At 59.7% G+C, this 25718-nt stretch carries 23 protein-coding genes, 4 tRNA genes and 1 pseudogene; 17 read left to right on the forward strand and 11 right to left on the reverse strand.

Features of this window, described 5'->3' with window-relative positions; all coding sequences use genetic code 11:
* The first annotated feature begins 136 nt into the window (after positions 1-136).
* From AC1DWG_RS24275 to AC1DWG_RS24290, 4 genes are all read left to right on the forward strand, one after another.
* Complete coding sequence (locus tag AC1DWG_RS24275) at positions 137-772, forward strand: RluA family pseudouridine synthase (RefSeq protein ID WP_046037585.1); 636 nt, start codon at positions 137-139, stop codon at positions 770-772.
* 228 nt (positions 773-1000) lie between these two features.
* Entirely contained in the window at positions 1001-2290 is a 1290-nt protein-coding gene (locus AC1DWG_RS24280) for a M18 family aminopeptidase (RefSeq protein WP_477762435.1), read from the forward strand.
* A gap of 171 nt (positions 2291-2461) precedes the next feature.
* Positions 2462-2638 (forward strand): hypothetical protein, encoded by a 177-nt coding sequence (locus AC1DWG_RS24285; RefSeq protein WP_477762436.1) that lies wholly within the window; start codon positions 2462-2464, stop codon positions 2636-2638.
* 165 nt (positions 2639-2803) lie between these two features.
* A complete protein-coding gene (locus AC1DWG_RS24290) occupies positions 2804-4873 on the forward strand; it encodes a mechanosensitive ion channel family protein (protein WP_477788459.1) in 2070 nt (689 codons plus the stop codon).
* An 18-nt stretch (positions 4874-4891) separates the two neighbouring features.
* On the opposite strand, the gene AC1DWG_RS24295 is transcribed toward AC1DWG_RS24290, so the two are convergent.
* Positions 4892-5605: a UTRA domain-containing protein gene (locus tag AC1DWG_RS24295; RefSeq protein WP_477762438.1), complete on the reverse strand. Its 714-nt coding sequence runs from the start codon at positions 5603-5605 to the stop codon at positions 4892-4894.
* 372 nt (positions 5606-5977) lie between these two features.
* On the opposite strand from AC1DWG_RS24295, the gene AC1DWG_RS24300 reads away from it, so the two are divergent.
* From AC1DWG_RS24300 to AC1DWG_RS24325, 6 genes and pseudogenes are all read left to right on the forward strand, one after another.
* Entirely contained in the window at positions 5978-7045 is a 1068-nt protein-coding gene (locus AC1DWG_RS24300) for an ABC transporter substrate-binding protein (protein WP_477788444.1), read from the forward strand.
* A 48-nt stretch (positions 7046-7093) separates the two neighbouring features.
* Positions 7094-7837, forward strand: a pseudogene (locus AC1DWG_RS24305) (alkaline phosphatase family protein); the annotation flags it as partial.
* Positions 7838-7842: 5 nt separating this feature from the next.
* Positions 7843-8679, forward strand: a complete 837-nt coding sequence (locus AC1DWG_RS24310; protein ID WP_477754109.1) for an ABC transporter permease — start codon at positions 7843-7845, stop codon at positions 8677-8679.
* Positions 8666-9466: an ABC transporter permease gene (locus tag AC1DWG_RS24315; protein ID WP_477754102.1), complete on the forward strand. Its 801-nt coding sequence runs from the start codon at positions 8666-8668 to the stop codon at positions 9464-9466. Before AC1DWG_RS24310 ends, AC1DWG_RS24315 begins: the two co-directional genes overlap by 14 nt.
* Complete coding sequence (locus AC1DWG_RS24320; protein ID WP_477754101.1) at positions 9463-10452, forward strand: ABC transporter ATP-binding protein; 990 nt, start codon at positions 9463-9465, stop codon at positions 10450-10452. Before AC1DWG_RS24315 ends, AC1DWG_RS24320 begins: the two co-directional genes overlap by 4 nt.
* A gap of 34 nt (positions 10453-10486) precedes the next feature.
* A complete protein-coding gene (locus tag AC1DWG_RS24325) occupies positions 10487-11140 on the forward strand; it encodes an HAD family hydrolase (protein ID WP_477754100.1) in 654 nt (217 codons plus the stop codon).
* Between the two features lie 95 nt (positions 11141-11235).
* On the opposite strand, the gene AC1DWG_RS24330 is transcribed toward AC1DWG_RS24325, so the two are convergent.
* Positions 11236-12198 carry a zinc-binding dehydrogenase gene (locus tag AC1DWG_RS24330; protein WP_477762441.1) on the reverse strand — a complete coding sequence of 321 codons (963 nt, stop codon included), beginning with the start codon at positions 12196-12198 and terminating at the stop codon, positions 11236-11238.
* A 138-nt stretch (positions 12199-12336) separates the two neighbouring features.
* Between AC1DWG_RS24330 and AC1DWG_RS24335 the strand changes: the two genes are divergently transcribed.
* Together AC1DWG_RS24335 and AC1DWG_RS24340 are read left to right on the forward strand one after the other, a co-directional pair.
* Complete coding sequence (locus AC1DWG_RS24335) at positions 12337-14418, forward strand: carboxy terminal-processing peptidase (protein ID WP_477754098.1); 2082 nt, start codon at positions 12337-12339, stop codon at positions 14416-14418.
* A 144-nt stretch (positions 14419-14562) separates the two neighbouring features.
* A complete protein-coding gene (locus AC1DWG_RS24340; protein WP_477788445.1) occupies positions 14563-16353 on the forward strand; it encodes a bifunctional diguanylate cyclase/phosphodiesterase in 1791 nt (596 codons plus the stop codon).
* Positions 16354-16377: 24 nt separating this feature from the next.
* Here AC1DWG_RS24340 and AC1DWG_RS24345 read toward each other — a convergent pair whose 3' ends face one another.
* From AC1DWG_RS24345 to AC1DWG_RS24365, 5 genes are all read right to left on the reverse strand, one after another.
* On the reverse strand, positions 16378-16785 hold the full coding sequence (locus tag AC1DWG_RS24345) for an SEL1-like repeat protein (RefSeq protein ID WP_477762443.1): 408 nt from the start codon (positions 16783-16785) through the stop codon (positions 16378-16380).
* Positions 16786-17157 (reverse strand): hypothetical protein, encoded by a 372-nt coding sequence (locus tag AC1DWG_RS24350; protein ID WP_007898892.1) that lies wholly within the window; start codon positions 17155-17157, stop codon positions 16786-16788. It lies immediately after the preceding gene.
* Complete coding sequence (locus AC1DWG_RS24355) at positions 17154-17495, reverse strand: helix-turn-helix domain-containing protein (RefSeq protein WP_477762444.1); 342 nt, start codon at positions 17493-17495, stop codon at positions 17154-17156. The genes AC1DWG_RS24350 and AC1DWG_RS24355 overlap by 4 nt, the downstream gene beginning before the upstream one ends.
* Positions 17496-17609: 114 nt before the next feature.
* Entirely contained in the window at positions 17610-18065 is a 456-nt protein-coding gene (locus AC1DWG_RS24360; protein WP_477762445.1) for a YkvA family protein, read from the reverse strand.
* Positions 18066-18358: 293 nt separating this feature from the next.
* Positions 18359-19075, reverse strand: a complete 717-nt coding sequence (locus AC1DWG_RS24365; RefSeq protein WP_218431282.1) for an FKBP-type peptidyl-prolyl cis-trans isomerase — start codon at positions 19073-19075, stop codon at positions 18359-18361.
* 270 nt (positions 19076-19345) lie between these two features.
* Between AC1DWG_RS24365 and AC1DWG_RS24370 the strand changes: the two genes are divergently transcribed.
* A complete protein-coding gene (locus AC1DWG_RS24370; RefSeq protein WP_477762446.1) occupies positions 19346-21148 on the forward strand; it encodes a di-heme-cytochrome C peroxidase in 1803 nt (600 codons plus the stop codon).
* Between the two features lie 28 nt (positions 21149-21176).
* On the forward strand, positions 21177-22313 hold the full coding sequence (locus tag AC1DWG_RS24375; RefSeq protein WP_477762447.1) for a catalase family protein: 1137 nt from the start codon (positions 21177-21179) through the stop codon (positions 22311-22313).
* A gap of 190 nt (positions 22314-22503) precedes the next feature.
* Here the strand turns inward: AC1DWG_RS24375 and AC1DWG_RS24380 are convergent.
* The 4 genes from AC1DWG_RS24380 to AC1DWG_RS24395 form a co-directional block, all read right to left on the reverse strand.
* Positions 22504-22580: transfer RNA gene (locus AC1DWG_RS24380), tRNA-Asp, on the reverse strand.
* A gap of 15 nt (positions 22581-22595) precedes the next feature.
* Positions 22596-22671 (reverse strand) — tRNA-Val (locus tag AC1DWG_RS24385).
* Between the two features lie 199 nt (positions 22672-22870).
* Positions 22871-22947, reverse strand: a tRNA-Asp gene (locus AC1DWG_RS24390).
* A gap of 19 nt (positions 22948-22966) precedes the next feature.
* Positions 22967-23042 (reverse strand) — tRNA-Val (locus AC1DWG_RS24395).
* Positions 23043-23201: 159 nt separating this feature from the next.
* On the opposite strand from AC1DWG_RS24395, the gene rdgC reads away from it, so the two are divergent.
* The 3 genes from rdgC (at position 23202) to sugE (ending at position 25678) form a co-directional block, all read left to right on the forward strand.
* Positions 23202-24122, forward strand: coding sequence for a recombination-associated protein RdgC (gene rdgC / locus AC1DWG_RS24400; protein WP_007969735.1), 921 nt, complete (start codon positions 23202-23204; stop codon positions 24120-24122).
* Positions 24123-24279: 157 nt separating this feature from the next.
* Positions 24280-25245 (forward strand): bile acid:sodium symporter family protein, encoded by a 966-nt coding sequence (locus AC1DWG_RS24405; protein WP_477754090.1) that lies wholly within the window; start codon positions 24280-24282, stop codon positions 25243-25245.
* Positions 25246-25363: 118 nt separating this feature from the next.
* Positions 25364-25678, forward strand: a complete 315-nt coding sequence (sugE, locus tag AC1DWG_RS24410) for a quaternary ammonium compound efflux SMR transporter SugE (RefSeq protein ID WP_007977599.1) — start codon at positions 25364-25366, stop codon at positions 25676-25678.
* The last annotated feature ends 40 nt before the right edge of the window (positions 25679-25718 follow it).

Raw genomic sequence — 25718 nt, forward strand, 5'->3', positions numbered from 1 at the left:
CTGCCGCCTGCCGCAGGCTGCGATCTTTTGATCTTGTTCTTCGGCAAAAAGTCAAAAGATCGCAGCCTGCGGCAGCTCCTACACGGGGATCAGGGAAGCCCGAGCCGCCGTTGGCGTTTGTTACGAGGCTGTTTTAATGCCGTTGTCCAACATCCACATCATCCATCAGGATGCCGCCGTACTGGTGGTGAACAAACCGACCCTGTTGCTCTCCGTCCCCGGCCGGGCCGATGACAACAAGGACTGCCTGATTACCCGTCTGCAGGAAAACGGCTACCCGGAAGCGCGAATCGTCCACCGGCTGGACTGGGAGACGTCCGGCATCATCCTGCTGGCCCGTGACCCGGACACCCATCGCGAGCTGTCCCGGCAATTTCACGACCGCGAAACCGAAAAGGCCTACACAGCCCTGTGCTGGGGCCAGCCGGAACTGGACAGCGGCAGCATCGACCTGCCCTTGCGCTACGACCCGCCGACCAAGCCACGGCACGTGGTCGATCACGAATTCGGCAAACATGCGCTGACCTTCTGGCGCGTGCTCGAACGTTGCGGCGACTGGTGCCGCGTTGAGCTGACACCGATCACCGGCCGTTCCCACCAGTTGCGCGTGCATATGCTCTCGATTGGTCATCCGCTGCTGGGTGACGGCCTCTACGCCCATGAACAGGCATTGGCGGCCTGGCCGCGCCTGTGCCTGCACGCGAGCATGCTCAGCTTCACTCACCCGCAAAGTGGCGAGCGCCTTCGCTTCGAGTGTCCTGCGCCGTTCTGAAGCTACAACTGCAGTCAATGTGGGAGCGACGGTGCGGCGATCCGACCTGCTCGCGAAAACGGAGTGTCAGTCGACATTTGTATTGTCTGATACTCCGCTATCGCGAGCAGGCTCACTCCCACAGGGTCCGCCTTCACATTCATCTTCGGTGTCCACCCCAACATCAGCCCACCGCCAATTCCATGGCCAATACGTTAAACTGGCGCCACTGCTGTCTGGAGCTACTTTATGCGCGAAGAGTTGAACCAAGGCCTGATCGATTTCCTCAAGGCCTCCCCTACCCCGTTCCATGCCACCGCCAGCCTTGTTCAGCGCCTGGAAGCGGCGGGCTATCAACGCCTCGACGAGCGCGAGCCGTGGAATACCGAAGCCAACGGTCGCTACTACGTCACCCGCAACGACTCTTCGATTGTCGCGATCAAGATGGGCCGTCACTCACCGCTGCACGGTGGCATTCGACTGGTCGGCGCCCACACCGACAGCCCGTGCCTGCGGGTCAAGCCGCAACCGGAACTGCAACGCCAGGGCTTCTGGCAATTGGGCGTCGAAGTGTATGGCGGCGCGCTGCTGGCGCCGTGGTTCGACCGTGACCTGTCTCTGGCGGGCCGCGTAACCTTCCGTCGTGATGGCAAGGTCGAGAGCCAGTTGATCGACTTCAAGACTCCGGTCGCGATCATTCCGAACCTGGCGATTCACCTCAACCGTGAAGCCAACATGGGCTGGGCCATCAACGCCCAGACCGAATTGCCGCCGATCCTTGCGCAATTTGCCGGTGACGAGCGCGTGGACTTCCGCGCGGTGCTCACCGATCAACTCGCCCGCGAACACGGCCTGAACGCTGATGTGGTGCTCGATTACGAGTTGAGTTTCTACGACACCCAAAGCGCGGCGGTCATTGGTTTGCATGGCGACTTCATCGCCGGCGCGCGCCTGGACAACCTGCTGTCGTGCTACGCCGGCCTGCAAGCGCTGCTGACAGCCGACACCGACGAAACCTGCGTGCTGGTCTGCAACGACCACGAAGAAGTCGGCTCCTGCTCGGCGTGCGGTGCCGACGGTCCGATGCTCGAGCAAACCTTGCGTCGCCTGCTGCCTGAAGGTGATGAATTCGTACGCACTATTCAGAAATCCCTGCTGGTTTCGGCTGACAACGCCCACGGCGTGCACCCGAACTACGCCGACAAACACGATGCCAACCACGGCCCGAAACTCAACGCCGGCCCGGTGATCAAGGTCAACAGCAACCAGCGCTACGCCACCAACAGCGAAACCGCCGGGTTCTTCCGTCATCTGTGCATGGCTGAAGAAGTGCCGGTGCAGAGTTTCGTGGTGCGCAGCGACATGGGCTGTGGCTCGACCATCGGCCCGATCACCGCCAGCCACCTGGGCGTGCGCACCGTGGACATCGGCCTGCCGACGTTCGCCATGCACTCGATCCGCGAATTGTGCGGCAGCCAAGATCTGGCGCATCTGGTCAAGGTGCTGAGCGCGTTCTACGCCTGCCGCGAATTGCCTTAACACCGGTAGGAGCTGCCGCAGGCTGCGATCTCTTGATCCTGATTTTGACGCCAGGTTAATCGCCGAAGATCAGATCAAAAGATCGCAGCCTTCGGCAGCTCCTACACACATCACACCGGCCCCGTCAAAAGCCGCCTAGACTTCAAGTATCCCTTCGACAAGGCCGTCTCCATGATCTCGATGTCTAGCTTTCACGCCATGCTGATCCCGATTCTTGCCGGGATGCTCCTGCTGGCCGTCGGCTTCAACTTCCGCGATAAAAACGCCGGCGTGTTCGGCATGTGGATCGGCATGCTGACCATTCTCGCAACCGTGGTGATCAAGATCCTCGCCAAACTCAACGAATAATTCATCGCCCTTGGCTCGCATTGATTTTGACGGGCTCGTACACTCGGCCGATCCGCTCCCTGCGAGGTTGACCGCCTAGTGTTCGCTCGTCTTTTTGCCCTGCCGTGTATTTTCCTTGTCTGCCTGATGACGCTGCTGTCAGTGGCGCCTGCCTAGGCGGCCGGCCTGCCAGGCCTGCTCAGCAGCCAGGCCAAGGCCCAGCCCGAAGCACAGGAACCGCTGGGGCAATCCCTGGACGAAGTGATCAAGTCTCTGGAGAACGATCAGCAACGCACCAAGCTGCTGACCGATCTGAAAAAGCTCCGTGACACCACCAAAAAGGCTCAACCAACGACCGAGGAAGGCGTGCTGGGCCTGATTGGCGGAACCCTGTCCAACATCGAGAAGAAATTTTCCGGCGACGACAGTCCGCTCACGCGTTGGTCCAGTGAGTTCGATCAGGCCAGGGAAGAACTGGTGGCGCTGGCGTTGCCGGCCAATGAATGGCTGCCCATGCTGTTCGCCTTTGCCATGATCCTGATGGTCTGGAGCCTGCTGGCCGCCGCCCTGATCTGGATCAGCCACCGCGTGCGGATGCGTTTCGGCCTGACCGAAGAACTGCCGCAGCACCCCCGGGCCCTCGACATGTTGCGCTTCGCCTTGCGCAAACTCGGGCCATGGCTGATCGCCCTGGTGATCACGGTCTACATGAGCTACGCCTTGCCCTCGTCCCTGGGCAAAAGCCTGGCCATGGTACTGGCCTATGCACTGGTAGTCGGCACCTGCTTCTCGGCCATCTGCGTGATTGCCTTTTCCCTGCTCGACGGCCCGCACCGCCACCGCGCCTTGTACATCCTGCGGCACCAGGCGTTTCGGCCGCTGTGGCTGATCGGCAGCTTCGCCGCGTTTGGCGAAGCGCTGAGCGACCCGCAACTGGTCGACAGCCTCGGCAGCCATCTGGCCCATACCGCTGCGACTGTCGCCAATGTCCTGGCAGCGCTGTCCACAGGGCGATTCATCCTGCGCTTCCGCCGACCGATCGCTCACTTGATCCGCAACCAGCCGCTGTCCCGGCGCCTGACCCGTCGCGCCCTCAACGACACCCTGTCGATCCTCGGCACCTTCTGGTACGTGCCGGCGTTGGTGCTGGTGGCCATCTCCCTGTTCGCCACCTTTATTTCCGCTGGCGACACCAGTACCGCCCTGCGCCAGTCGCTGATCTGCACCGTTTTACTGGTGTTGTGCATGGTCATCAACGGCCTGGTACGCCGCTACGCCCTCAAACCCAAGCATGGCATCCGGCGTTACGCCGTGTATTCGGAACGGCTGAAAAACTTTTTCTACACCATCGTTCATCTGCTGGTGTGGCTGGCCTTCATCGAGCTGGGCCTGCGGGTCTGGGGCATGTCGTTGATCCGCTTCACCGAAGGCGACGGCCACGAAGTCAGCGTCAAACTGTTTAGCCTCGCCGGCACGCTGCTGTTCGCCTGGCTGATCTGGATTCTCAGCGACACCGCCGTACATCACGCGCTGACCCGCTCGCGCAAAGGCCTGGCCAATGCCCGCGCACAGACGATGATGCCGCTGATCCGCAACGTGCTGTTCGTGGCGATTTTCATCATCGCGCTGATCGTTGCCCTGGCGAACATGGGCATGAACGTCACGCCACTGCTGGCCGGTGCCGGTGTGATCGGTCTGGCCATCGGTTTTGGTGCGCAGTCGCTGGTAGCCGACCTGATTACCGGGTTGTTCATCATCATCGAAGACTCCCTGGCCATCGACGACTACGTGGATGTCGGCGGCCACCTCGGCACAGTCGAAGGCCTGACCATCCGCACCGTGCGCCTGCGGGACATCGACGGCATTGTCCACACCATTCCATTCAGCGAAATCAAAAGCATCAAGAACTACTCTCGGGAATTCGGCTATGCGATCTTCCGGGTCGCGGTGCCGGCCAGCATGGACATCGACAACGCAATCAAACTGATGCGCGAAGTTGGTCAGAAAATGCGCACCGATCCGTTGCAGCGGCGCAATATCTGGTCGCCACTGGAGTTTCAGGGGGTGGAAAGTTTTGAGTCGGGCAATGCGATCCTCCGCGCCCGTTTCAAGACCGCGCCAATCAAGCAGTGGGAAGTGTCGCGAGCGTTCAATCTGTCACTCAAGCGGCACATGGATGAAGCCGGACTGGATCTGGCGACACCGCGGATGAGTATTCAGGTGATGACCGCTGGCGGTGACCCGCAGAATGAATAACCTCCTACAAAAGCAGTATCAGACAACATCCACCCCGACATGAATCGCATCATGCCGCCAGAACTCCAGGTCGCAGTCGATCAACCGTTCATGCTGGTCATAGTTGACCCGGGCAATCCGCAGGCCCGGGCTGCCCACCGACACTTTCAAAGCCGCCGCCGCATCCACCGACAACGCCGTGGGCACAATCTCGAAGCGCACCCGCCCGTAGTGCAATTCGTAATGCCGTGCATACAACTCGGTGATCGACTGATTCAAATCGAAATCGAGGATCCCGGGAAAGTACTGCGGGTTCAGATAGTGCTCCACATACAGCACCAGTCGCCCGTCGATCCGTCGCGAGCGGCAGATCTGGATAACGCTCGACAGCGCTGGCAATTGTAGCCAGGCACAGACCGCCGCCGATGCCGGTTGCAATCGCGCTGAAATCACCTCGGTGGACGGGATCCGCCCCTGGGCGCTGACCATTGCGTGAAAGTGGCTGCGCTGCATGAGGTTGTACGCCAGGCGTGGTGGCGAGACGAACCAGCCGCGACGCTCCTCGCGATAGATCTGCCCCTGTGACTCCAACTGCAACAACGCTTCACGCAAAGTGATCCGCGTGGTGCCGAACAATTCACTGAGTTTGCGCTCGGCCGGCAATTTGCTGCCGGGGGTCAACAGTCCATGGTCGATCTGCTCCTGAAGCACCTGGCCGATGGCTGTTACCGCTTTTGTTGCCTCTTCACGCATCAGCGTTTCCTTTCTGGACTAGACCAGCACCAATTCAGGGCAGAACCGCAGCGCAAACCGGCTCATTCAATAGTCTGCAAGCGTAGGCAGCGCAGATGACCGAGATATGACAAAACTGCCCAACGGTCGCCATTCCCTGACTTCCTCTTCTTTCAACAACGTGCAATTCATCGGCCAAGTCCCTTGCCTGCCGGAGCTTTGGCCATGGTCTACGCTTAGCAGGCCAGTCGCGATACCGCTGAACAAAAAGTCATCCCGGGCGACGAACGACATCAAAGTGTCATCCAGCCCCCTTAAATTGGCTCAGGTATTGCTGACCTAGACCAACACAACCGCAATCGCAGCGTTGAACACGCCCCAAGGAGCTTTGGAATGAAACAGTTTTTCCTGGCATCACTGTTAGGCTCGACCATTGCAATGTGCACCGCCGCCATGGCGGCCGACACCGATCTGAAAACCCTGGAAGCCGCTGCGAAAGCGGAAGGCGCCGTCAACAGCGTCGGCATGCCCAATGACTGGGCCAACTGGGCCGGCACCTGGAAAGACCTGAGCGACAAATACGGCCTCAAGCACATCGACACCGACATGAGCTCGGCCCAGGAGATCGCCAAGTTCGCCGCGGAAAAAGACAACGCCAGCGCCGACATCGGCGACGTCGGTGCAGCGTTCGGCCCGATCGCGGTCAAGCAAGGCGTGGTCCAGCCTTACRAGCCTTCCACCTGGGATCAGGTGCCAGCCTGGGCCAAGGACAAGGACGGCAATTGGGCACTGGCCTACACCGGCACCATAGCGTTCATCGTCAACAAGAAGTTGCTGCACGGCTCCGAAGCCCCAACCAAGTGGGCTGACCTCAAGGGCGGTAAATACAAGGTCTCCATCGGCGACGTGAGCACCGCAGCCCAGGCCGCCAACGGCGTACTGGCAGCGGCACTGGCCAATGGTGGCGACGAGAAAAACCTCAAGCCTGCCCTGGACCTGTTCGCCGACATTGCCAAGCAAGGTCGCCTGTCGATGTCCAACCCGACCATCGCCACCATGGAAAAGGGCGAGATCGAAGTCGGCGTGGTCTGGGATTTCAACGGCCTGAGCTACAAGGCCAAGATGGCCAACCCGGATGATTACGTGGTGCTGATCCCGTCCGACGGTTCGGTGATTTCCGGCTACACCACCATCATCAACAAGTACGCGAAAAACCCGAACGCCGCCAAGCTGACCCGCGAATACATCTTCAGCGACGCCGGCCAGATCAACCTGGCCAAGGGCAACGCCCGTCCGATCCGTGCCGAGCACCTGACCCTGCCAGCCGAGGTGCAGTCCAAGCTGCTGCCTAACGAGCAGTACAAAAAGGTCACGCCGATCAAGGACGCGGACGCCTGGGAAAAGACCTCCAAGGCCCTTCCTCAGAAGTGGCAGGAAGAAGTCATCATCAATATGCAGTAATGCTGCATCCGTAGGAGCTGCCGCAGGCTGCGATCTTTTGATTTKGTTTTGGGGCACCTGCAGGCTTACGTCGGCGCCGGACGCGCCGCACTCTACCAACTGGAGTGCGAGTTGCCGGCCCTGTCCCGCCCGCTGTACGAATGCATCCTGACCGGCGTTGCGCCCATCGACAGCGGGATTGTCCACAACAACGTCTCGCGCCTGTCCAACCAGCGCAGCATCTATCACTACGCCACTGACGCAGGTCTTGTAACCGCGGCGGCGGCCTACCACTGGGTCAGCGAGCTGTACAACCGTTCGCCCTTCGTGGCGGCCCGGGATCGCCACACCGATGATCCGCAACTGCCGATCCAGCATGGGCATTTCTACTGGAACGATCACTACCCGGACTCGCACCTGTTCGCCGACGCTGAAAGCCTGCGCCTGCGCCATGCGCCGAACTTCCTGTTGATCCACCCGATGAACATCGACGACGCCGGGCACAAGCATGGCCTCGACACCCCGCAGTACCGCAACAGCGCCCGCTCGGCGGACATCATCCTGGCCGACTACCTGCAAGGCTGGCTCGATGCCGGCTATCAGGTGCTGGTCACCGCCGACCATGGCATGAACAACGACCGCTCCCACAACGGCCTGCTGCCGGAAGAACGTGAAGTGCCGCTGTTCGTTCTCGGTGACGCGTTCAGCTTCGACGCCGACGCCGCGCCGAAACAGACCGAGATCTGCGGCACCGTCTGCGAATTGCTGGGCGTGCCCCACGACAAACCGGTCTGCCGGGAGCTGTTGAAGTGAATGCCATGACCCGCAGTAAATGGCTCGCTGCCCTGTGCCTGCTCCCGTTCACGCTGTTCTTCATCGTATTCGAGATCGCACCGCTGACCTGGGTGATGATCAACAGCCTGCAATCGGAAGAATTCGGCTGGGGCCTGGCCAACTTCAGCAAGATCTTCAGCTCGAAGTTTTACCTGCAGGCCATCCAGTACAGCCTTGAGATCAGCTTCTGGTCCAGCGTGTTCGGGATCATCATTGCGATACTGGGCGCCTACTCCCTGCGACGGGTCGATTCGAAACTGCGCAACTTCGTCAACGCCTTCGCCAACATGACCAGCAATTTCGCCGGTGTGCCCCTGGCCTTCGCGTTCATCATTTTGCTCGGCTTCAACGGCAGTTTCACCATCATGCTCAAGCAGGCTGGCATCATTCAGGATTTCAACCTGTACTCGAAAACCGGGCTGATCATTCTCTACACCTACTTCCAGATTCCCCTCGGCGTACTGTTGCTGTACCCGGCCTTCGATGCACTGCGCGAAGACTGGCGTGAGTCCGCCGAACTGCTCGGCGCCAGCGGCTGGCAATTCTGGCGACACATCGGTTTACCGGTGTTGACGCCTGCGCTGCTCGGCACTTTCGTGATCCTGCTGGCCAACGCCCTCGGCGCCTACGCCACGGTGTACGCCCTGACCACCGGCAACTTCAACGTGCTGACGATCCGTATTGCGGCGATGGTCTCCGGCGACATTTCCCTGGACCCGAACCTGGCCAGCGCCCTGGCCGTGGTGCTGGTGGCCTTGATGACCCTGGTGACCATCGTGCATCAGCTGCTGTTGAAGAGGAGCTACCATGTCTCGCGCTGAATTGGGGCCCGCCGGTGTCTACCACCGCGTCGTGGTGTACTTGCTGTTTGCCATCCTGCTGTTGCCGCTGGCCGGCACGCTGATCTACTCGATCGCCAGCAGTTGGTCGGCGACCATTCTGCCCAGCGGTTTCACCCTCAAGTGGTACATCCAGCTGTGGAGCGATCCGCGCTTCCTGCAAGCGTTCGGGCAATCATTGCTGGTCTGCGTCGGTTCGTTGATTCTTTCAGTAGTACTGATTCTGCCGCTGCTGTTCGTGGTGCATTACCACTTCCCGAAACTCGACGCGCTGATGAACATCCTGATCCTGCTGCCCTTCGCCGTACCGCCGGTGGTGTCGTCGGTGGGGCTGTTGCAGCTCTATGGTTCCGGACCGTTCGCCATGGTCGGGACGCCGTGGATCCTGATCGGTTGCTACTTCACCGTGGCGCTGCCGTTCATGTACCGGGCGATCACCAACAACCTGCAAGCGATCAACCTGCGCGACCTGATGGACGCCGCCCAGTTGCTCGGCGCCAGCACCTTTCAAGCCGCATTCCTGGTGGTGCTGCCGAACCTGCGCAAGGGCCTGATGGTGGCGTTGCTGCTGTCGTTCTCGTTCCTGTTCGGTGAGTTCGTGTTCGCCAACATCCTTGTCGGCACCCGCTACGAAACCCTGCAGGTCTACCTCAACAACATGCGCAACAGCAGCGGTCATTTCACCAGTGCGCTGGTGATTTCCTACTTCTTCTTTGTGCTGGTTCTGACCTGGATTGCCAATATCTTGAACAGGGACAAAAGCGAATGAGCTATGTCAGCGTCCAACATCTTCAGAAAAGCTTCGCAGGCACCACGGTGTTCAGCGACATCAACTGCGAAGTCCAGAAAGGTGAGTTCGTCACCCTGCTCGGCCCCTCCGGTTGCGGCAAATCCACCCTGCTGCGCTGCATCGCCGGCCTGACCTCGGTGGATGGCGGCAAAATCCTGCTCGATGGCGTCGATATCGTGCCGGTGAGCCCGCAGAAACGCGGGATCGGCATGGTGTTCCAGAGCTATGCGTTGTTCCCCAACATGACCGTGGAGCAAAACGTCGCCTTTGGCCTGCGCATGCAAAAGGTCAATGCCGATGACAGCCGCAAACGCGTCGCGGAAGTGCTCAGACTGGTGGAGCTCAATGACTTTGCCGCGCGTTACCCGCATCAGCTCTCGGGGGGCCAGTGCCAGCGCGTCGCCCTCGCCCGCTCCCTGGTGACCCGGCCACGCCTGTTGCTGCTCGACGAACCGTTGTCAGCCCTGGACGCGCGGATTCGCAAGCACCTGCGCGAACAGATCCGTCAGATCCAGCGCGAGCTGGGCTTGACCACGATTTTCGTCACACACGATCAGGAAGAAGCCCTGACCATGTCTGACCGGATTTTCCTGATGAATCAGGGAAAAATCGTACAAAGCGGCGACGCCGAAACCCTCTACACCGCGCCCGTAGATGTATTCGCGGCAGGCTTCATCGGCAACTACAACCTGCTGGACGCCGACAGTGCCTCCAAACTGCTGCAGCGACCGATCAGCAAGCGCATCGCCATCCGCCCGGAAGCCATCGAACTGAGCCTCAATGGCGAACTGGACGCGCAGGTGCGTAGCCACAGCCTGCTGGGCAACGTGATTCGCTACCGGGTCGAAGCCCGGGGCGTGGAATTGGTGGTGGACGTTCTGAACCGCTCGGCGGCCGACCTGCATCCCGATGGTCAGCGCCTGGCGCTTTCCATCGATCCGACGGCCTTGTGTGAGGTAGCCTGATGACTTTGCTGACGCTGAAGAGAGAACTGCACTGATGGCCCTGGCAATTTTTGATCTGGACGAAACCCTGATCCACGGCGACTGCGCCTCACTGTGGAGCGAGCAAATGGTCCGCCTCGGTTGGGTCGATGGCGAATCGTTCCTGCGTCGCGACAAGGAACTGATGGATGCCTACGGCCGCGGCCACCTGGCGATGGAGGACTACATGGCCTTCAGCCTGGAACCGTTGATCGGTCGCACGCCCGCAGAGGTCGAGCATCTGGTTGGCCCATGGGTGGAAGACTTCATCGAACCGATCATCTTCAGCGACGCCACCAAAACCATCGCGGCGCATCGCAAGGCCGGTGACCGGATTCTGGTGATCTCCGCTTCGGGCACCCACCTGGTCGGCCCCATCGCCGAACGCCTGGGCATCGACGAGATTCTGGGCATCGAACTGGAAGTCGCCCACGGCGCTTACAGCGGCCATACCGTCGGCACCCTGACCTACCGCGAAGGCAAGATCACCCGCTTGCTGGAATGGCTGGATGCAGAGGAGGAAAACCTCGAAGGCGCGAGTTTCTATTCCGACTCACGCAACGATCTGCCGTTGTTACTGAAGGTGGATTTTCCCCACGTGGTCAACCCCGATCCAGTGCTGCGCGAGCAGGCTGAAAAGGCTGGCTGGCCGATACATCTCTGGAAGTAACCGAAAAGATCGCAGCCTGCGGCAGCTCCTACATGGGAATACAATCTCCTGTAGGAGCTGCCGCAGGCTGCGATCTTTTCAAAGCCAACCCGATATCAGCTCAAGCTTTCATCAATCACCAACACCACCTTCCCCGCCACGGTATTACTCGCCAGCTCGGCAAACGCCGCCTCGGCATCCTTGACCAGAAAAGCTTTGGCCAGTTGCGGGCTCAACCGCCCTTCGGCGAACAACGGCCACACATGCTGACCGAGATCACTGAATAGATCCGCCTTGAACTGATCACCACGGCTGCGCAGGGTCGAGCCCAGTAACTGCACACGCTTGGCCAGCACCTGGGCCAGATCCAGCTTGGCCTCGCGCCCGCCCATCAGACCGATCAACACCCAACGGCCATCCTGCGCGAGCAACTTGAGGTTCAATGCCGCATAATTGCCGCCCACCGGGTCGAGAATCACGTCGAACGGCCCCAGATCCCGCAGGCTCTCCAGATCACCATCGCGCACCACGCCGCCCTGGGCGCCCAGCGCTTCGCAGTACGCCAGTCGTTCGGCGGAGCCGACGCTGACCCAGCACGGGTTACCGAAGGCCTTGCACAGCTGAATAGCCGCTGAACCAATTCCACTTGCTCCGGCGTGCAGCAGAACTTTCTGACCCGGCTTGAGCGCAGCCAGTTGAAACAAATTCAGCCAGACCGTTGCATAGACTTCGGGCAGTGCTGCCGCTTCGACCAGTGACACTCCGTCGGGAACCGGCAATACATGCCGCCCGTCGACAACCACTTCTTCGGCCATGCCGCCCCCGGCCAGCAAGGCGCAAACCCGATCACCAATCTGCCAGGAGGACCCGGCGCCCACCTCGCTGATCACGCCCGAGCACTCTAGACCAAGCACCTGGCTGGCCCCTGGCGGCGGCGGATAAAGGCCGGCTTTCTGTAACAAATCGGCGCGATTGAGGCCCGCTGCGGCCACTCGAATACGAACTTGTCCTACATCGCACGCAGGACTCGCCTCATCAACCCACACCACTCGACCGTCAACGCCTTGCAATGCTTTCACAGTGCCTCCATAGTGAGTCTGGACTGAGCCCGAAGCTATAGCGTCGGGCTTTTTGCATTATGCGACCGGTTCCCAAAGATCCGGCGACTTCAAAGACGGCCTAATATGCGTTATCAATTGTCCCCGCGTCGAATCAGCATGAAGCATCTGTTCCCCAGCACTGCCCTCGCCTTATTCATCGGTATCGGCTTGCTGCCGATGTCGAGCAATACATTCGCAGCCAATAGCTGGGACAATCTTCAACCCGATCGTGACGAAGTGATCGCCAGCCTGAACGTCGTGGAGTTGCTCAAACGCCACCACTACAGCAAGCCGCCACTCGATGACGCGCGCTCGGTGATCATCTACGACAGCTACCTCAAGCTGCTGGATCCGTCGCGCAGCTACTTCATGGCCAGCGACATTGCCGAATTCGACAAGTGGAAGACGCAGTTCGACGATTTCCTCAAGAGTGGCGACCTGAACGCCGGGTTCACCATCTACAAGCGCTACCTGGACCGCGTAAAGGCGCGTCTGGACTTCGCCCTTGCCGAGCTGGGCAAAGGCGTCGACAAGATGGACTTCACCACCAAGGAAACCTTGCTGATCGACCGCAAGGACGCTCCTTGGCTCAAATCCACCGCAGAACTCGACGACCTGTGGCACAAACGCGTCAAGGACGAAGTGCTGCGGATGAAGATCGCCGGCAAAGAGCCCAAGCAGATCCAGGAAACCCTGACCAAGCGCTACAAGAACCAGTTGGCACGCCTGGACCAGACCCGCGCGGAAGACATCTTCCAGGCGTACATCAATACCTTCGCCATGTCCTACGACCCGCACACCAACTATCTGTCGCCGGATAATGCGGAGAACTTCGACATCAACATGAGCCTGTCCCTCGAGGGCATCGGCGCCGTGTTGCAGAGCGATAACGACCAGGTGAAAGTCGTACGCCTGGTGCCGGCAGGTCCGGCGGACAAGACCAAGCAGGTTGCACCGGCCGACAAGATCATCGGCGTTGCCCAGGGCAACAAGGAAATGGTCGATGTGGTGGGCTGGCGCCTGGACGAAGTGGTCAAGCTGATTCGTGGTCCGAAGGGCACCGTAGTGCGTCTGGAAGTCATCCCGGCCAGCAATGCGCCGAACGACCAGACCACCAAGATCGTGCCGATCACCCGTGAAGCGGTGAAGCTCGAAGATCAGGCCGTGAAGAAATCGGTCTTGAACCTGAAGCAGGACGGCAAGGACTACAAGCTCGGCATTATCGAAATCCCGGCGTTCTATCTGGACTTCAAGGCCTTCCGTGCCGGCGACCCGGATTACAAGAGCACCACCCGCGACGTCAAGAAACTGCTGACCGAGTTGCAGAAAGAGAAAGTCGACGGCGTGGTCATCGACCTGCGTAACAACGGCGGCGGTTCCTTGCAAGAGGCCACCGAGCTGACCAGCCTGTTCATCGACAAAGGCCCGACCGTGCTCGTGCGTAACGCCGATGGCCGCGTCGATGTCCTGGAAGATGAAAACCCGGGCGCATTCTACAAAGGCCCGATGGCGTTGCTGGTCAACCGCTTGTCCGCCTCGGCATCAGAGATTTTTGCCGGCGCCATGCAGGACTACCACCGCGCACTGATCATCGGTGGCCAGACCTTCGGCAAAGGCACCGTGCAGACCATTCAGCCGCTCAATCATGGCGAACTGAAACTGACCCTGGCCAAGTTCTACCGGGTTTCCGGGCAGAGCACCCAGCATCAGGGCGTCTTGCCGGACATCGATTACCCGTCGATCATCGACACCAAGGAAATCGGTGAAAGCGCCCTGCCGGAAGCCATGCCATGGGACACCATCAAGGCCGCCATCAAGCCTGCGCTGGATCCGTTCAAGCCGTACATTTCGCAGCTCAAGTCCGAGCATGACGTGCGTACGGCCAAGGATGCAGAGTTCGTATTCATCCGCGACAAGCTGGCCCTGGCGCAGAAACTGATGTTGGAAAAAACCGTCAGCCTCAATGAAGCCGAGCGTCGTGCGCAGCACGCCGACATCGAAGCCAAACAGCTGACCATGGAAAACATCCGTCGCAAAGCCAAGGGCGAAGAACCACTCAAAGAGCTGAAGAAAGAAGACGAGGACGTTATTGCGGCCGAAGATGATAAAACCAAACCGGAAGACGACGCCTACCTGAGCGAAACCGGGCGGATTCTGCTGGACTACCTGAAACTCAACACGGCAGTGGCCAAGCACTGAGTTTCTACACACAACTGATGGCAATTTAATACTGATGCTCCCCGGAGCGTCATCAAACAGTCATCACTCTGTCGTGAAATAAAGGACCGGCCGTGCTCTTTACCAAGGGCACGCCCGGTCCTTTTTTTATCGCCAGAGATCGCCATGACCACAACCGAACAGCTGAGTGCATTGAGCTCGATCCTGACTCAAGGCGGTTTGCACAGCCTGTTCCAGCCGATCATCAGCCTCTCTGAACGGCGTATTCTCGGCTACGAAGCCCTCAGTCGCGGCCCGTCCAACAGCCCTCTGCACTCCCCTGTCGCCCTGTTCGCCGTCGCCCGCCAGGCCGGACGTCTGAGCGAGCTGGAAATTGCCTGCCGCGAGAGCGCTTGCCGACGCTTCAATGAACAGCAATTGCCTGGCCTGTTGTTCCTTAACGTATCCCCGGAATCCCTGCTTGAAGCGGCCCATCAACCGGGGCGCACCTTGCAACTGCTGCAAGACTTCGGCATCCCTCCGAACCAGGTGGTCATCGAGTTGACCGAACAAACGCCAACGGATGATTTCCAGCTGCTGCAAACCGCCCTGCATCACTATCGGGCGATGGGGTTTTCGATTGCGCTGGATGATCTGGGGGCGGGCTATTCGAGTTTGCGGTTGTGGTCTGAACTGCGGCCGGACTACGTGAAAATTGACCGGCACTTCATTGATGGCATTCATCAGGATGCGCTCAAGCGCGAGTTCGTCGGCTCGATCCTGCAAATCGCCAAGGCCTCGCGGGCGCAAGTCATCGCCGAAGGTATCGAACTACCGGAAGAGCTCACGGTGCTGACCGAAATGGGTGTGGACCTGGTGCAGGGCTACCTGCTCTGCCGCCCCCAGGAACACCCACCGCGGGATGCCCGGGCAATGATACCCCGACAGGACAGCATCGCCGTTGTACTGAGCGAAGACGGCAGCGACCTCAGCGCCCTGCTCAACGAGCAACCCGCAGTGAACCGCGACACCCCGACCGCCACTGTGCTCGAAGCCTTTCGCCGCCAGGCCAACCTGAACTCGCTGGCGGTCCTGGATGAACAGGGTCAGCCCTGCGGCATTGTTCATCGTCATTCGCTCTCCGACGTCCTGCTCAAGCCCTTTGCCACCGACTTGTTCGCCCGCAAGCCCATCAGCCGCTTGATGAACGATGACTTCCTCGCCGTCGAGCTGAGCCAGTCCCTGCAACAGGTCAGCCGCTTGATCACCAGCCGTGCCCGCCAGCGTATCGAGGAGGATTTCATCATCACGCTCAATGGCGGCTATCTCGGGCTTGGCCGGGTGATTGACGTGCTCAAGTTGATCACGGAACTGAAGATCCAGCAGGCCCGATACGCCAACCCGTTGACCTTGCTGCCGGGCAACGTGCCGATCCAGCAATGCCTGACACGACTGCTGCAACAGCAACGGGAATCGGTGATCTGCTACGTGGACATCGACAGTTTCAAGCCTTTCAACGATATCTACGGCTACGGCCGCGGCGACGAAGTCCTGCTGTGCCTGGCGCAATGCCTGAACGACCGCGTCGACCCGGCCCGCGACTTTGTCGGCCACATCGGTGGTGATGACTTCCTGCTGGTGCTCGGCCCGGAAGACTGGCGCAAACGTTTGAACCAGTTGCTCGACGACTTCCAGAGCCAGTGCCGACGTTTCTACCGTAGCGAGCACCTGGAAGCCGGCTGCTTTGTCGCACCGAACCGCCAGGGCGTGCGTCAGGAGTTTGCGCTGTTGTCACTGTCGATCGGGGTGGTGCATCTGCATCCACAGGCCTGTGAACAACTCGATGCGAGCCAGTTGGCCGAGATAGCATCACAGGCCAAGCACCATGCGAAGAATGTGCAAGGGTCTAGCGTGCATGTGATTGATAGCCTGGTGGTTTCGACTGTAGATGAGGTGCTCGTTTCCGGGTATCGATAAGGGAGCTTTTCGGCATCTGTCCAATCAACGAGGCGCCGAGGAAGACTTCAGCTCTTCGAGCTTGATCGGCGCCAACGGATGCCCGGCCTTCGCCGCGATCGCCCAGAATCGCGCCGCTTCGACCGGGTCCGGAGCCTTGCTCGTCGTTCCGGCCAGACTGATCACGCCCACTTGATACGCCGCCTTTCCATCGCCCGCCAACGCCGCCAGGCGCAACAAACGCACGCCCTCCTCACGAGCCCCGAGGCCGACGCCGCGAAACGTCAGGATGTGCCCATAGAAGCTCTGGGCGCCGACATCGCCCAGGTTGGCCATGCGGGCGAACTGGCCTTCGAGCCAGCGCCAGCCACGTGGCTGACGGACAAACCACGACCAGTGAAACAACCGGCGCGCGAGCCAGTATCCGGCCCGCGCCTTGAGTCGCAAAAACACTCAGGCCTCGGCCGATTCCGGGTATTCGTACTCGAACACCCGCACCACTTCCGAAGCATGCCAGGACGCGGCGGCAACGCCGTCTGACGGCCCGGAAAAACGCCCGAGACGCTCGACACATTCAAAGAATCCGGTGCGCGGCAAGCGGCTGGCGCCCTGACTGATCACCAGTGAACTGCGCAATGGCTGCTCCGCCCTGGCGTCCAGGGCCGCCAAATGCTCAAGGGCCGCTGTCAGGGTTTGCATGGCCGGTGTCGGCAACTGCAAACGTTCCAGTAATGCCCGATAAGTCAGGAGATGGCGCTGACGACGCGCCTGATCCAGTTCGCCCAGCAATCCGTCCCAATGTTGACGACTGATGCGTACGCTCACGATTCATCCCTCCACCCCGGCACCGTCAATTCCCAGGCCAGGCTGCGACGAATCGCGGCGTCGGGCAGACGTTCGCCACTTTCGATCATGGCCAGGTAAGACGGGCTGATGCCTACCGTGCGGGCCAGCGCCTCGATGGCGATGCCCTTTCCTTCGCGCAAACTGCGTAGTTGATCCAGACCCGGAAGAATCGCGTCTGGTGTTGCCGTCTGAAGCTTCGTGGCTTCAGGTAACGCTTGCTCCTTGATGCCTGCTGCTTTCAGTAACGCCTGATACTGAGCCCATGGCAGAACCGCATATTCGGGCTCGCCTTCGCGTGTAATTATCTGAATATCCATGACTACCCCGTAGGACAACAACACTTAGCGAGTCGGCACTTTTCCCTAGAAGTGTAATCCTAACAGCGGCCAAGGTCGCGGGGGGTATCAATCTGTGAACAGGTCGAAATCGGCTCAGTGTTTTTTCGGGCCTTGAAGTTGCAGTTGCTCGGGGGTATCAGGCAGGCGCTCAACCACCGCGAGCTTCTCCGGCACCTGGCGTTTGCGCCAGACGCGGAAGGCATTGAGTTCGTTGTCGAGCACTTTCATAAGCCACGCCAATACCGCGATGTCATCGAGCATGCCGAACACTGGAATGAAATCCGGGATCGCATCCACCGGGCTGAGGAAGTACATCAGGCCCGCGACGACCGAAACCAGCGCCTTGGGGCTGATGGCGCGATATTCACCACGCCAGTAGGCCAGGCAGAGTGCCTGCAACAGCTTCAAGTCATCCTTGAGTTTGCCCAGTCGGTTGCCCTGGCTCGCGCCCTTGCTGGCGACTGCGAACAACAGGGTCGGCAATCGGCCGCGTGCCAGCAGGCGTCCGGCCATCGGCAGGAAACGAGCGAAATTCCAGGGTGCTTTCATGACTCCTCCCGTTAAAATGTTATCCACACAAATTGTGGATAACCTTGTGAACAGAGCTGCTTTTCATCGCTGCAAGCCCCGTTTTACAAKGCCTCCGTTCAGATCGGGCGTTTTTTACCCATCAAAAAAAACCTATAATTTCATTGACTTGGCGGACTTGTACGTCTAACGCCAACGCCTACTATGCCTGAGACTCCGGCCTGGAGCGTCTGTTCGTTTTGTTTACCCGTGCCAAACGCCAGATGCAACAACGCCCCGCAAAAGCGAGGCGTTGTTATCGAAGCAGGCGCCGATTACTTGGCTGCGTCGTCTTCTTTTGCCGGATCCTTGATGGCCAGCAGTTCCAGGTCGAATACCAGCACCGAGTTGGCCGGAATCGCCGGGCTCGGGCTTTGAGCGCCGTAAGCCAGATCAGCAGGGATGTACAGTTTGTACTTCTCGCCAACGTGCATCAGTTGCAGGCCTTCGACCCAACCCGGGATCACACCGCTGACCGGCAGATCGATCGGGCTGCCGCGCTCGACGGAACTGTCGAATACGGTGCCATTGGTCAGCTTGCCGGTGTAGTGAACGGTCACTACGTCAGTCGGCTTTGGCTGAGGGCCATCGGCTTTCTGCACGACTTCGTACTGCAAGCCCGAAGCGGTGGTGGTCACGCCGGCTTTCTTGGCGTTTTCTTCGAGGAATTTCTTGCCGGCAGCGGCCGACTCTTCGCTCATCTTGGCCATGCGTTCTTCGGCACGCTTTTGCAGCGCGGCGAACGCCTCAACCAGTTCTTCGTCCTTGAGCTTCTGCTCTTTCTTGCCGACCGCGTCTTCGATGCCCTGGGCTACAGCTTTGGAATCCAGGTCATCCATGCCTTCCTGAGCCAGGCTCTTGCCCATATTCAGGCCAATGCCGTAGGAAGCTTTTTGCGCCGGAGTTTTCAGCTCTACGCTGGTCTGCGAATCACAACCCGCGAGTACCAGGCCAACCAGGGCCACCGCCGCCGCCAACCGATGCTGTTTCATGCTATTTCCTTGTTCATGCGCCTAAAGGGCAATCGAGTAAAGCCGCGAGCTTATCAGGCCGCCACGACCAATGGCTACCGGCATGAGAGCCGGAAACAATTGATAAGTTCAGGTGTTTAAAACGCAATTCACAATTCGGCTGATGAAGCTTCTTTCATCTTGTTCCGACGCAGACTGATTCCTGAACCTACAACATCTGGTGTAATGGCCTCTTGCCGCACCTCGGGTACTCGGGCATAACGGCATGATCATTCGACAAGGACGTTTATCTTGCGCCTCTTCTTTCGCTTGCTGGTTCTCATCGCAGTACTGCTCGGGCTGGTCATGTCCGTGGTTCTTTACTACGTCGCCAACCCGAAATTGCCGGCCTGGTCGCCTCCACAACAGGTGCATTACCTGGAGCAATGGAGCGCCACGGATCGCGAGACCTATTACTTCACACCCCAGGGCACACAGGTCAAAGGCTTGCGCTATGACTGGTTCACCGCCCTCGAACTGCCCTTCTCGCAGCAACGCTTCGCCGCCCCCGAGTACCTCGCCCGCTTCGGTTTCCTGGTGGACCCCGACCAGAAACCGACACCGAATAACCCCGGCAACCTCCCGGCAGGCTTTACCCGGCACCAGAATACGGGGAGCCCGGATGTGTTTCTGGATGTCACCTGCGCGGCCTGCCACACCGGTGAACTGCGTTTCAAGGGTCAAGCCGTGCGTATCGACGGCGGCTCGGCGCAGCACGTCCTGCCGTCCAGTGTTCCTACACTCAAAGGGGGCAGTTTCGGACAAGCACTGGTGGCCAGCCTGACCTCGACTTACTACAACCCGTGGAAGTTCGAACGTTTCGCACGCAATGTGCTGGGCCAGGACTACGACGCCCGCCACCAACAGTTGCGCAAAGAATTCAAATCCTCACTCGATACGTTCCTCAAGGTGGCCTGGAACGACACCCATCGCGGGCTCTATCCGACCGAGGAAGGCCCCGGGCGCACAGACGCCTTCGGTCGCATTGCCAACGCCAGCTTCGGTGATGCGATTTCCCCCGACAACTACCGCGTGGCCAATGCCCCCGTTGACTATCCGCAGTTGTGGGACATGTGGACGTTCGAATGGGTGCAGTGGAACGGTTCGGCGAAACAACCGATGGCGCGCAACATCGGCGAAGCGTTGGGTGTCGGCGCCACGCTGAACTTCTTCGACAAGAACGACCAGCCACTGATGGGCGATGCCCGCTATCCCTCCAGTGTCCGTGTGCGCGACCTGCACCTGATCGAAGAAACCCTGCAACGACTCAAGCCTCCAGCCTGGCCGGAAGATCTGTTGGGCGCGGTCGACAAACCTCTGGCAGCAAGGGGGCGCGCCTTGTTCGCCGAAAACTGCGCGGGTTGTCATGTACCGCACAACACCCAGGGCGACGGGCGATACGTTCAGCATCTGAAAATGCTCCCGGTGGATTACATTGGCACAGACCCCGGCGCGGCCAACAACATCGCCGACCACCGCTTCGACCTGACTGCGCTGCAATGGAAGCAGGCGGAGCTGGAAAACCTTGACGTGGAGCCAAAACCCACCGAACCGCTGGACCTGAGCAAGATGTCCGTGGCCAAGGGGCTGGCCTATGTCACCGCCTATGTCCAGGACCGTGCATATCAAGACGCCAATATCACCCCTGCCGAGCGTGCTGAAATGGACGGTTTCGGCCTGCCAATCGGCGTGCGCGAATTGCGTTCGTACAAGGCCAGGCCACTGGCGGGTGTATGGGCGACAGCGCCGTTTCTGCACAACGGTTCGGTACCGAACATTTATCAATTGCTGTCGCCTCAGGATGAGCGTGCGACCACGTTCTACAAAGGCACTTTCGAATTCGACCCACAGCATCTGGGATATCGCACCGAAGCCTTCAACAACGCTTTTCTGTTCGACACGCAAATCACCGGCAACCACAACAGCGGTCATGAATTCCGTGCCGGCAAACTCGGCAATGGCGTGATTGGCCGCGGGTTGCAGCCGCAAGAACGCCGGGCACTGCTGGAATATCTGAAAGTGCTGGGCGGCCCGCTGGAAGCGCAATTGCCATGACCACAGTCTCAGCCAAAAGGACTTTCCCATGCTGATAACTCTCTGGCTGCGCCTGGGCGCCTTTCTCGGCAAGCTGTTGCTGTGGCTGCTGGGTCTCGGTGTGCTTGGCTGGGCCCTGGCCAGCGCCTGGTTTGCCTGGCAGCATCGCGGGCCTGTCTCGGCGCAGGAGCTGATTGCGGATGGTGAGGCAGCGATGACCCAGGACATCATCCAGACTGCCGTACGCATCGTCGATCAGCACCGCGAAAGCACCCGCTACCTGCGAGATGCCCATGCCAAGGCCCACGGTTGTGTGAAGGCTGAGGTCCAAGTGCTGCCGGAACTGCCAGGCGAACTGCGCCAGGGCGTGTTCAGCGAGCCGGGCAAAACCTGGCAAGCGACGATGCGCCTGTCCAACGGCAATGCCTACCCGCAGTTCGATAGCATTCGCGATGCCCGGGGCATGGCGATCAAACTGTTCGATGTTCCAGGCAAACAACTGTTGAGCGATCAGCAGGGGCGAGGCGAACAGGACTTTGTAATGTTCAGCCACCCGAACTTCTTTGTCAGTAATGTCGCCGAATACCGTCAGAACGTCGCCGCCCAGGCCGACGGTAAAAAGATGATGGCTTTCTTCCCCGGCCGGGATCCACGCACCTGGCAGGTTCGCCACCTGTTTATCGCCCTGGCGACGCTGTCCCCTGCCCCGCCAAGCCCAACCCGGACGACGTACTTTTCGGTTTCACCCTACAAATTCGGTGAAGCCAATGCGAAGTTCCGGGTTGCACCCGATCCGGACAGTTGCCCGGCCTACAGCCTGCCGGAACAAAATCGCAAGCTGCCGAACTTCCTGCGCAATGCGCTGAATCAACAGCTGTCAACCGATCGGGTACCCGCGTGTTTCGTCTTGCAAATCCAGCGACAGGACGCCAACAAGTACATGCCGATTGAAGACACCAGCATTGAGTGGCGCGAAAGCGATGCGCCCTTCGAGACGGTGGCGCGGATCAACGTGCCGGCGCAGGACTTCGATACACCGGCGCTGAACCTGCAATGCGACAACCAGTCGTTCAATCCCTGGTTCGGCGTGGAAGCACACCGCCCCATCGGCGGTATCAATCGCTTGCGCAAGGCCGTGTATGAAGCCGTCAGCGACTACCGCCACAGGCGCAATGCCGGACTGTAGGAGCGAGCTTGCTCGCGAAGAAGCCATGGGCGCCGCTGGGCATCTGAATTTACGCGTTATCGTTCACGACCTTCGCGAGCTAGCTCGCTCCTACAGAGAGCGAGGAAAGCCAAATCCCGGACAGCAAAAAGCCCGCACAAGGCGGGCTTTCTGTGGTGACCTGGCGTTCAGCGTTCCAGGTTACCGAATATGGCGCAGCGGACGGGACTCGAACCCGCGACCCCCGGCGTGACAGGCCGGTATTCTAACCGACTGAACTACCGCTGCGCGTAGCGTTGAAAGTGGTGGGTGATGACGGGATCGAACCGCCGACATTCTGCTTGTAAGGCAGACGCTCTCCCAGCTGAGCTAATCACCCTTTACCTTCGTTGCGGGGCACATTATGCCACAGGTTTTTATAAAGTGTTGATTTATTTGAAGTTTTTTTCAAAAAAATCTAAAAACCGGTGAAACGATGCAACCCGCAGGAACAACATACAAACTTGGAACAGAAAAAAACCCGCGTTAGCGGGTTTTTCCGTGGTGACCTGGCGTTCAGTGTTCCAGGTTACCGAATATGGCGCAGCGGACGGGACTCGAACCCGCGACCCCCGGCGTGACAGGCCGGTATTCTAACCGACTGAACTACCGCTGCGCGTAACACTTGAAACGAATGGTGGGTGATGACGGGATCGAACCGCCGACATTCTGCTTGTAAGGCAGACGCTCTCCCAGCTGAGCTAATCACCCTTCGCTTCGGTGTGGCGCGCATTCTACGGAGCGACCCAACCTCTGGCAAGCACTTTTTAAAATAATTTTCCGAGGCCTTCCAAAGGCTTAGAGAAAGGTTGGCCTATGGCACGGCGAAGACAATAATGCCCCCCTTTGTATAAAGGAGAGACTCACCCCATGTGGTTCAAAAACCTGCTTATCTATCGCCTGACCCAAGATCTGCCTGTTGATGCCGAGGCGTTGGAAACTGCACTGGCCACCAAACTGGCGCGCCCATGTGCAAGCCAGGAGTTGACCACCTACGGTTTCGTCGCGCCGTTCGGCAAAGGCGAAGATGCGCCACTGGTACACGTCAGCGGTGACTTCCTGCTGGTGTCCGCCCGCAAGGAAGAACGTATTTTGCCGGGCAGCGTCGTGCGTGACGCGGTCAAAGAAAAGGTCGAAGAGATCGAAGCCGAGCAAATGCGCAAGGTCTATAAGAAGGAGCGCGATCAGATCAAGGATGAAATCATCCAGGCCTTCCTGCCCCGCGCCTTTATCCGCCGCTCGTCGACCTTCGCCGCCATCGCGCCGAAACAGGGCCTGATCCTGGTCAACTCGGCCAGCCCGAAACGCGCCGAAGACTTGCTGTCGACCCTGCGCGAAGTGATCGGCACCCTGCCGGTGCGTCCACTGACCGTGAAGATGTCCCCGACCGCGACCATGACCGAGTGGGTCACCACCCAGAAAGCCGCGGACGATTTCTTCGTGCTGGACGAGTGCGAACTGCGCGACACCCACGAAGACGGCGGCATTGTGCGTTGCAAGCGCCAGGACCTGACCAGCGAAGAAATCCAGCTGCACCTGAGCACGGGCAAAGTGGTCACTCAACTGTCCCTGGCCTGGCAGGACAAACTGTCGTTCGTCCTCGACGACAAAATGGTGGTCAAGCGCCTGAAATTCGAAGACCTGCTGCAAGACCAGGCGGAACAGGACGGCGGCGACGAAGCCCTGGGCCAACTGGACGCCAGCTTCACCCTGATGATGCTGACTTTCGGCGACTTCCTGCCGGCGCTGGTTGAAGCGCTGGGTGGCGAAGAGACTCCGCAAGGCATCTGATCGCCTGAATCGTTAGACTCTGTAAAAAGATCGCAGCCTGTGGCAGCTCCTACATCTGGAATGCGTTTCCTTGTAGGAGCTGCCGCAGGCTGCGATCTTTTTTTGCGAGCAGCGTATGCTTAGCTCCCTAACGCTTTCACATAACAAGGATCAAGCCATGCGCGCACTGGCTGCATTGAGTCGTTTTGTCGGCAACACCTTCGCCTACTGGGTACTGATTTTCGCTGTCGTGGCGTTTCTGCAACCGGCGTGGTTCCTCGGTCTCAAAGGCGCCATCGTGCCCTTGCTGGGGCTGGTGATGTTCGGCATGGGCCTGACCCTCAAACTCGAAGACTTCGCCGAAGTCGCTCGCCATCCATGGCGCGTGGCCCTGGGCGTGGTTGCACATTTCGTGATCATGCCCGGCGTGGCGTGGTTGCTCTGCCAAGTGTTCCACTTGCCGCCGGAAATCGCCGTCGGCGTGATTCTGGTCGGCTGCTGCCCAAGCGGCACCTCGTCGAACGTGATGACCTGGCTGGCCCGTGGCGACCTGGCGCTGTCGGTGGCCATCGCCGCCGTCACCACCCTCCTCGCCCCGCTGCTGACCCCAGCCCTGATCTGGCTGCTGGCCTCGGCCTGGTTGCCGGTGTCATTCATGGAGTTGTTCTGGTCGATCCTGCAAGTGGTGCTGCTGCCGATTGTGCTGGGCGTGGTTGCCCAACGGGTGCTCGCCGACAAGGTTCGCCACGCCGTGGACGTTTTGCCGCTGGTGTCGGTGATCAGCATCGTGATCATCGTCACCGCAGTCGTCGCCGCCAGCCAGGCCAAGATTGCCGAGTCCGGCCTGTTGATCATGGCCGTGGTCATGCTGCACAACAGCTTTGGCTACCTGCTGGGTTACTTCACCGGGCGCCTGTTCAAGCTGCCTCTGGCCCAGCGCAAGTCCCTGGCCCTGGAAGTCGGCATGCAGAATTCCGGATTGGGCGCGGCCCTGGCCAGTGCGCACTTCTCACCACTGGCGGCAGTGCCCAGCGCATTGTTCAGCGTCTGGCACAACATTTCCGGGGCATTGCTCTCCACGTATTTCCGCCGCATGAGCGAGAAACAGGATCGGGAAATGGCGGCGCAACAGATCAGTGATTGACTCGAAAACTTGATCACCCGGTCAATGTTGGGCACCATATTGCGCATCGCGAGGACGACCTCGCGGCTCGATCGAGTCATTAATCAGGGGACGACCCCGTCAGACGATGGAGGTCTTCATGTCCTGGATCATTCTGTTTTTCGCCGGCCTGTTCGAAGTCGGCTGGGCCGTCGGCCTCAAGTACACCGACGGCTTCACCCGCCCGCTCCCCACTGTGTTGACCGTTGCGGCCATGGCTATCAGCCTTGGCTTGCTCGGCCTTGCAATGAAGGAATTGCCGCTGGGTACGGCCTATGCGATCTGGACCGGGGTCGGCGCCGTTGGCACGGTGATCGCCGGGATCATTCTGTTTGGCGAATCCATGGCGCTGGTGCGGTTGGCGAGTGTGGCGTTGATCATTTCCGGGCTGGTTGGGCTCAAGGTTAGCGCTTAAGCGACTACCGCCAATCGCGAGCAGGCTCACTCCTACAAGG

The sequence above is a fragment of the Pseudomonas sp. P4_B3 genome, assembly GCF_056402295.1.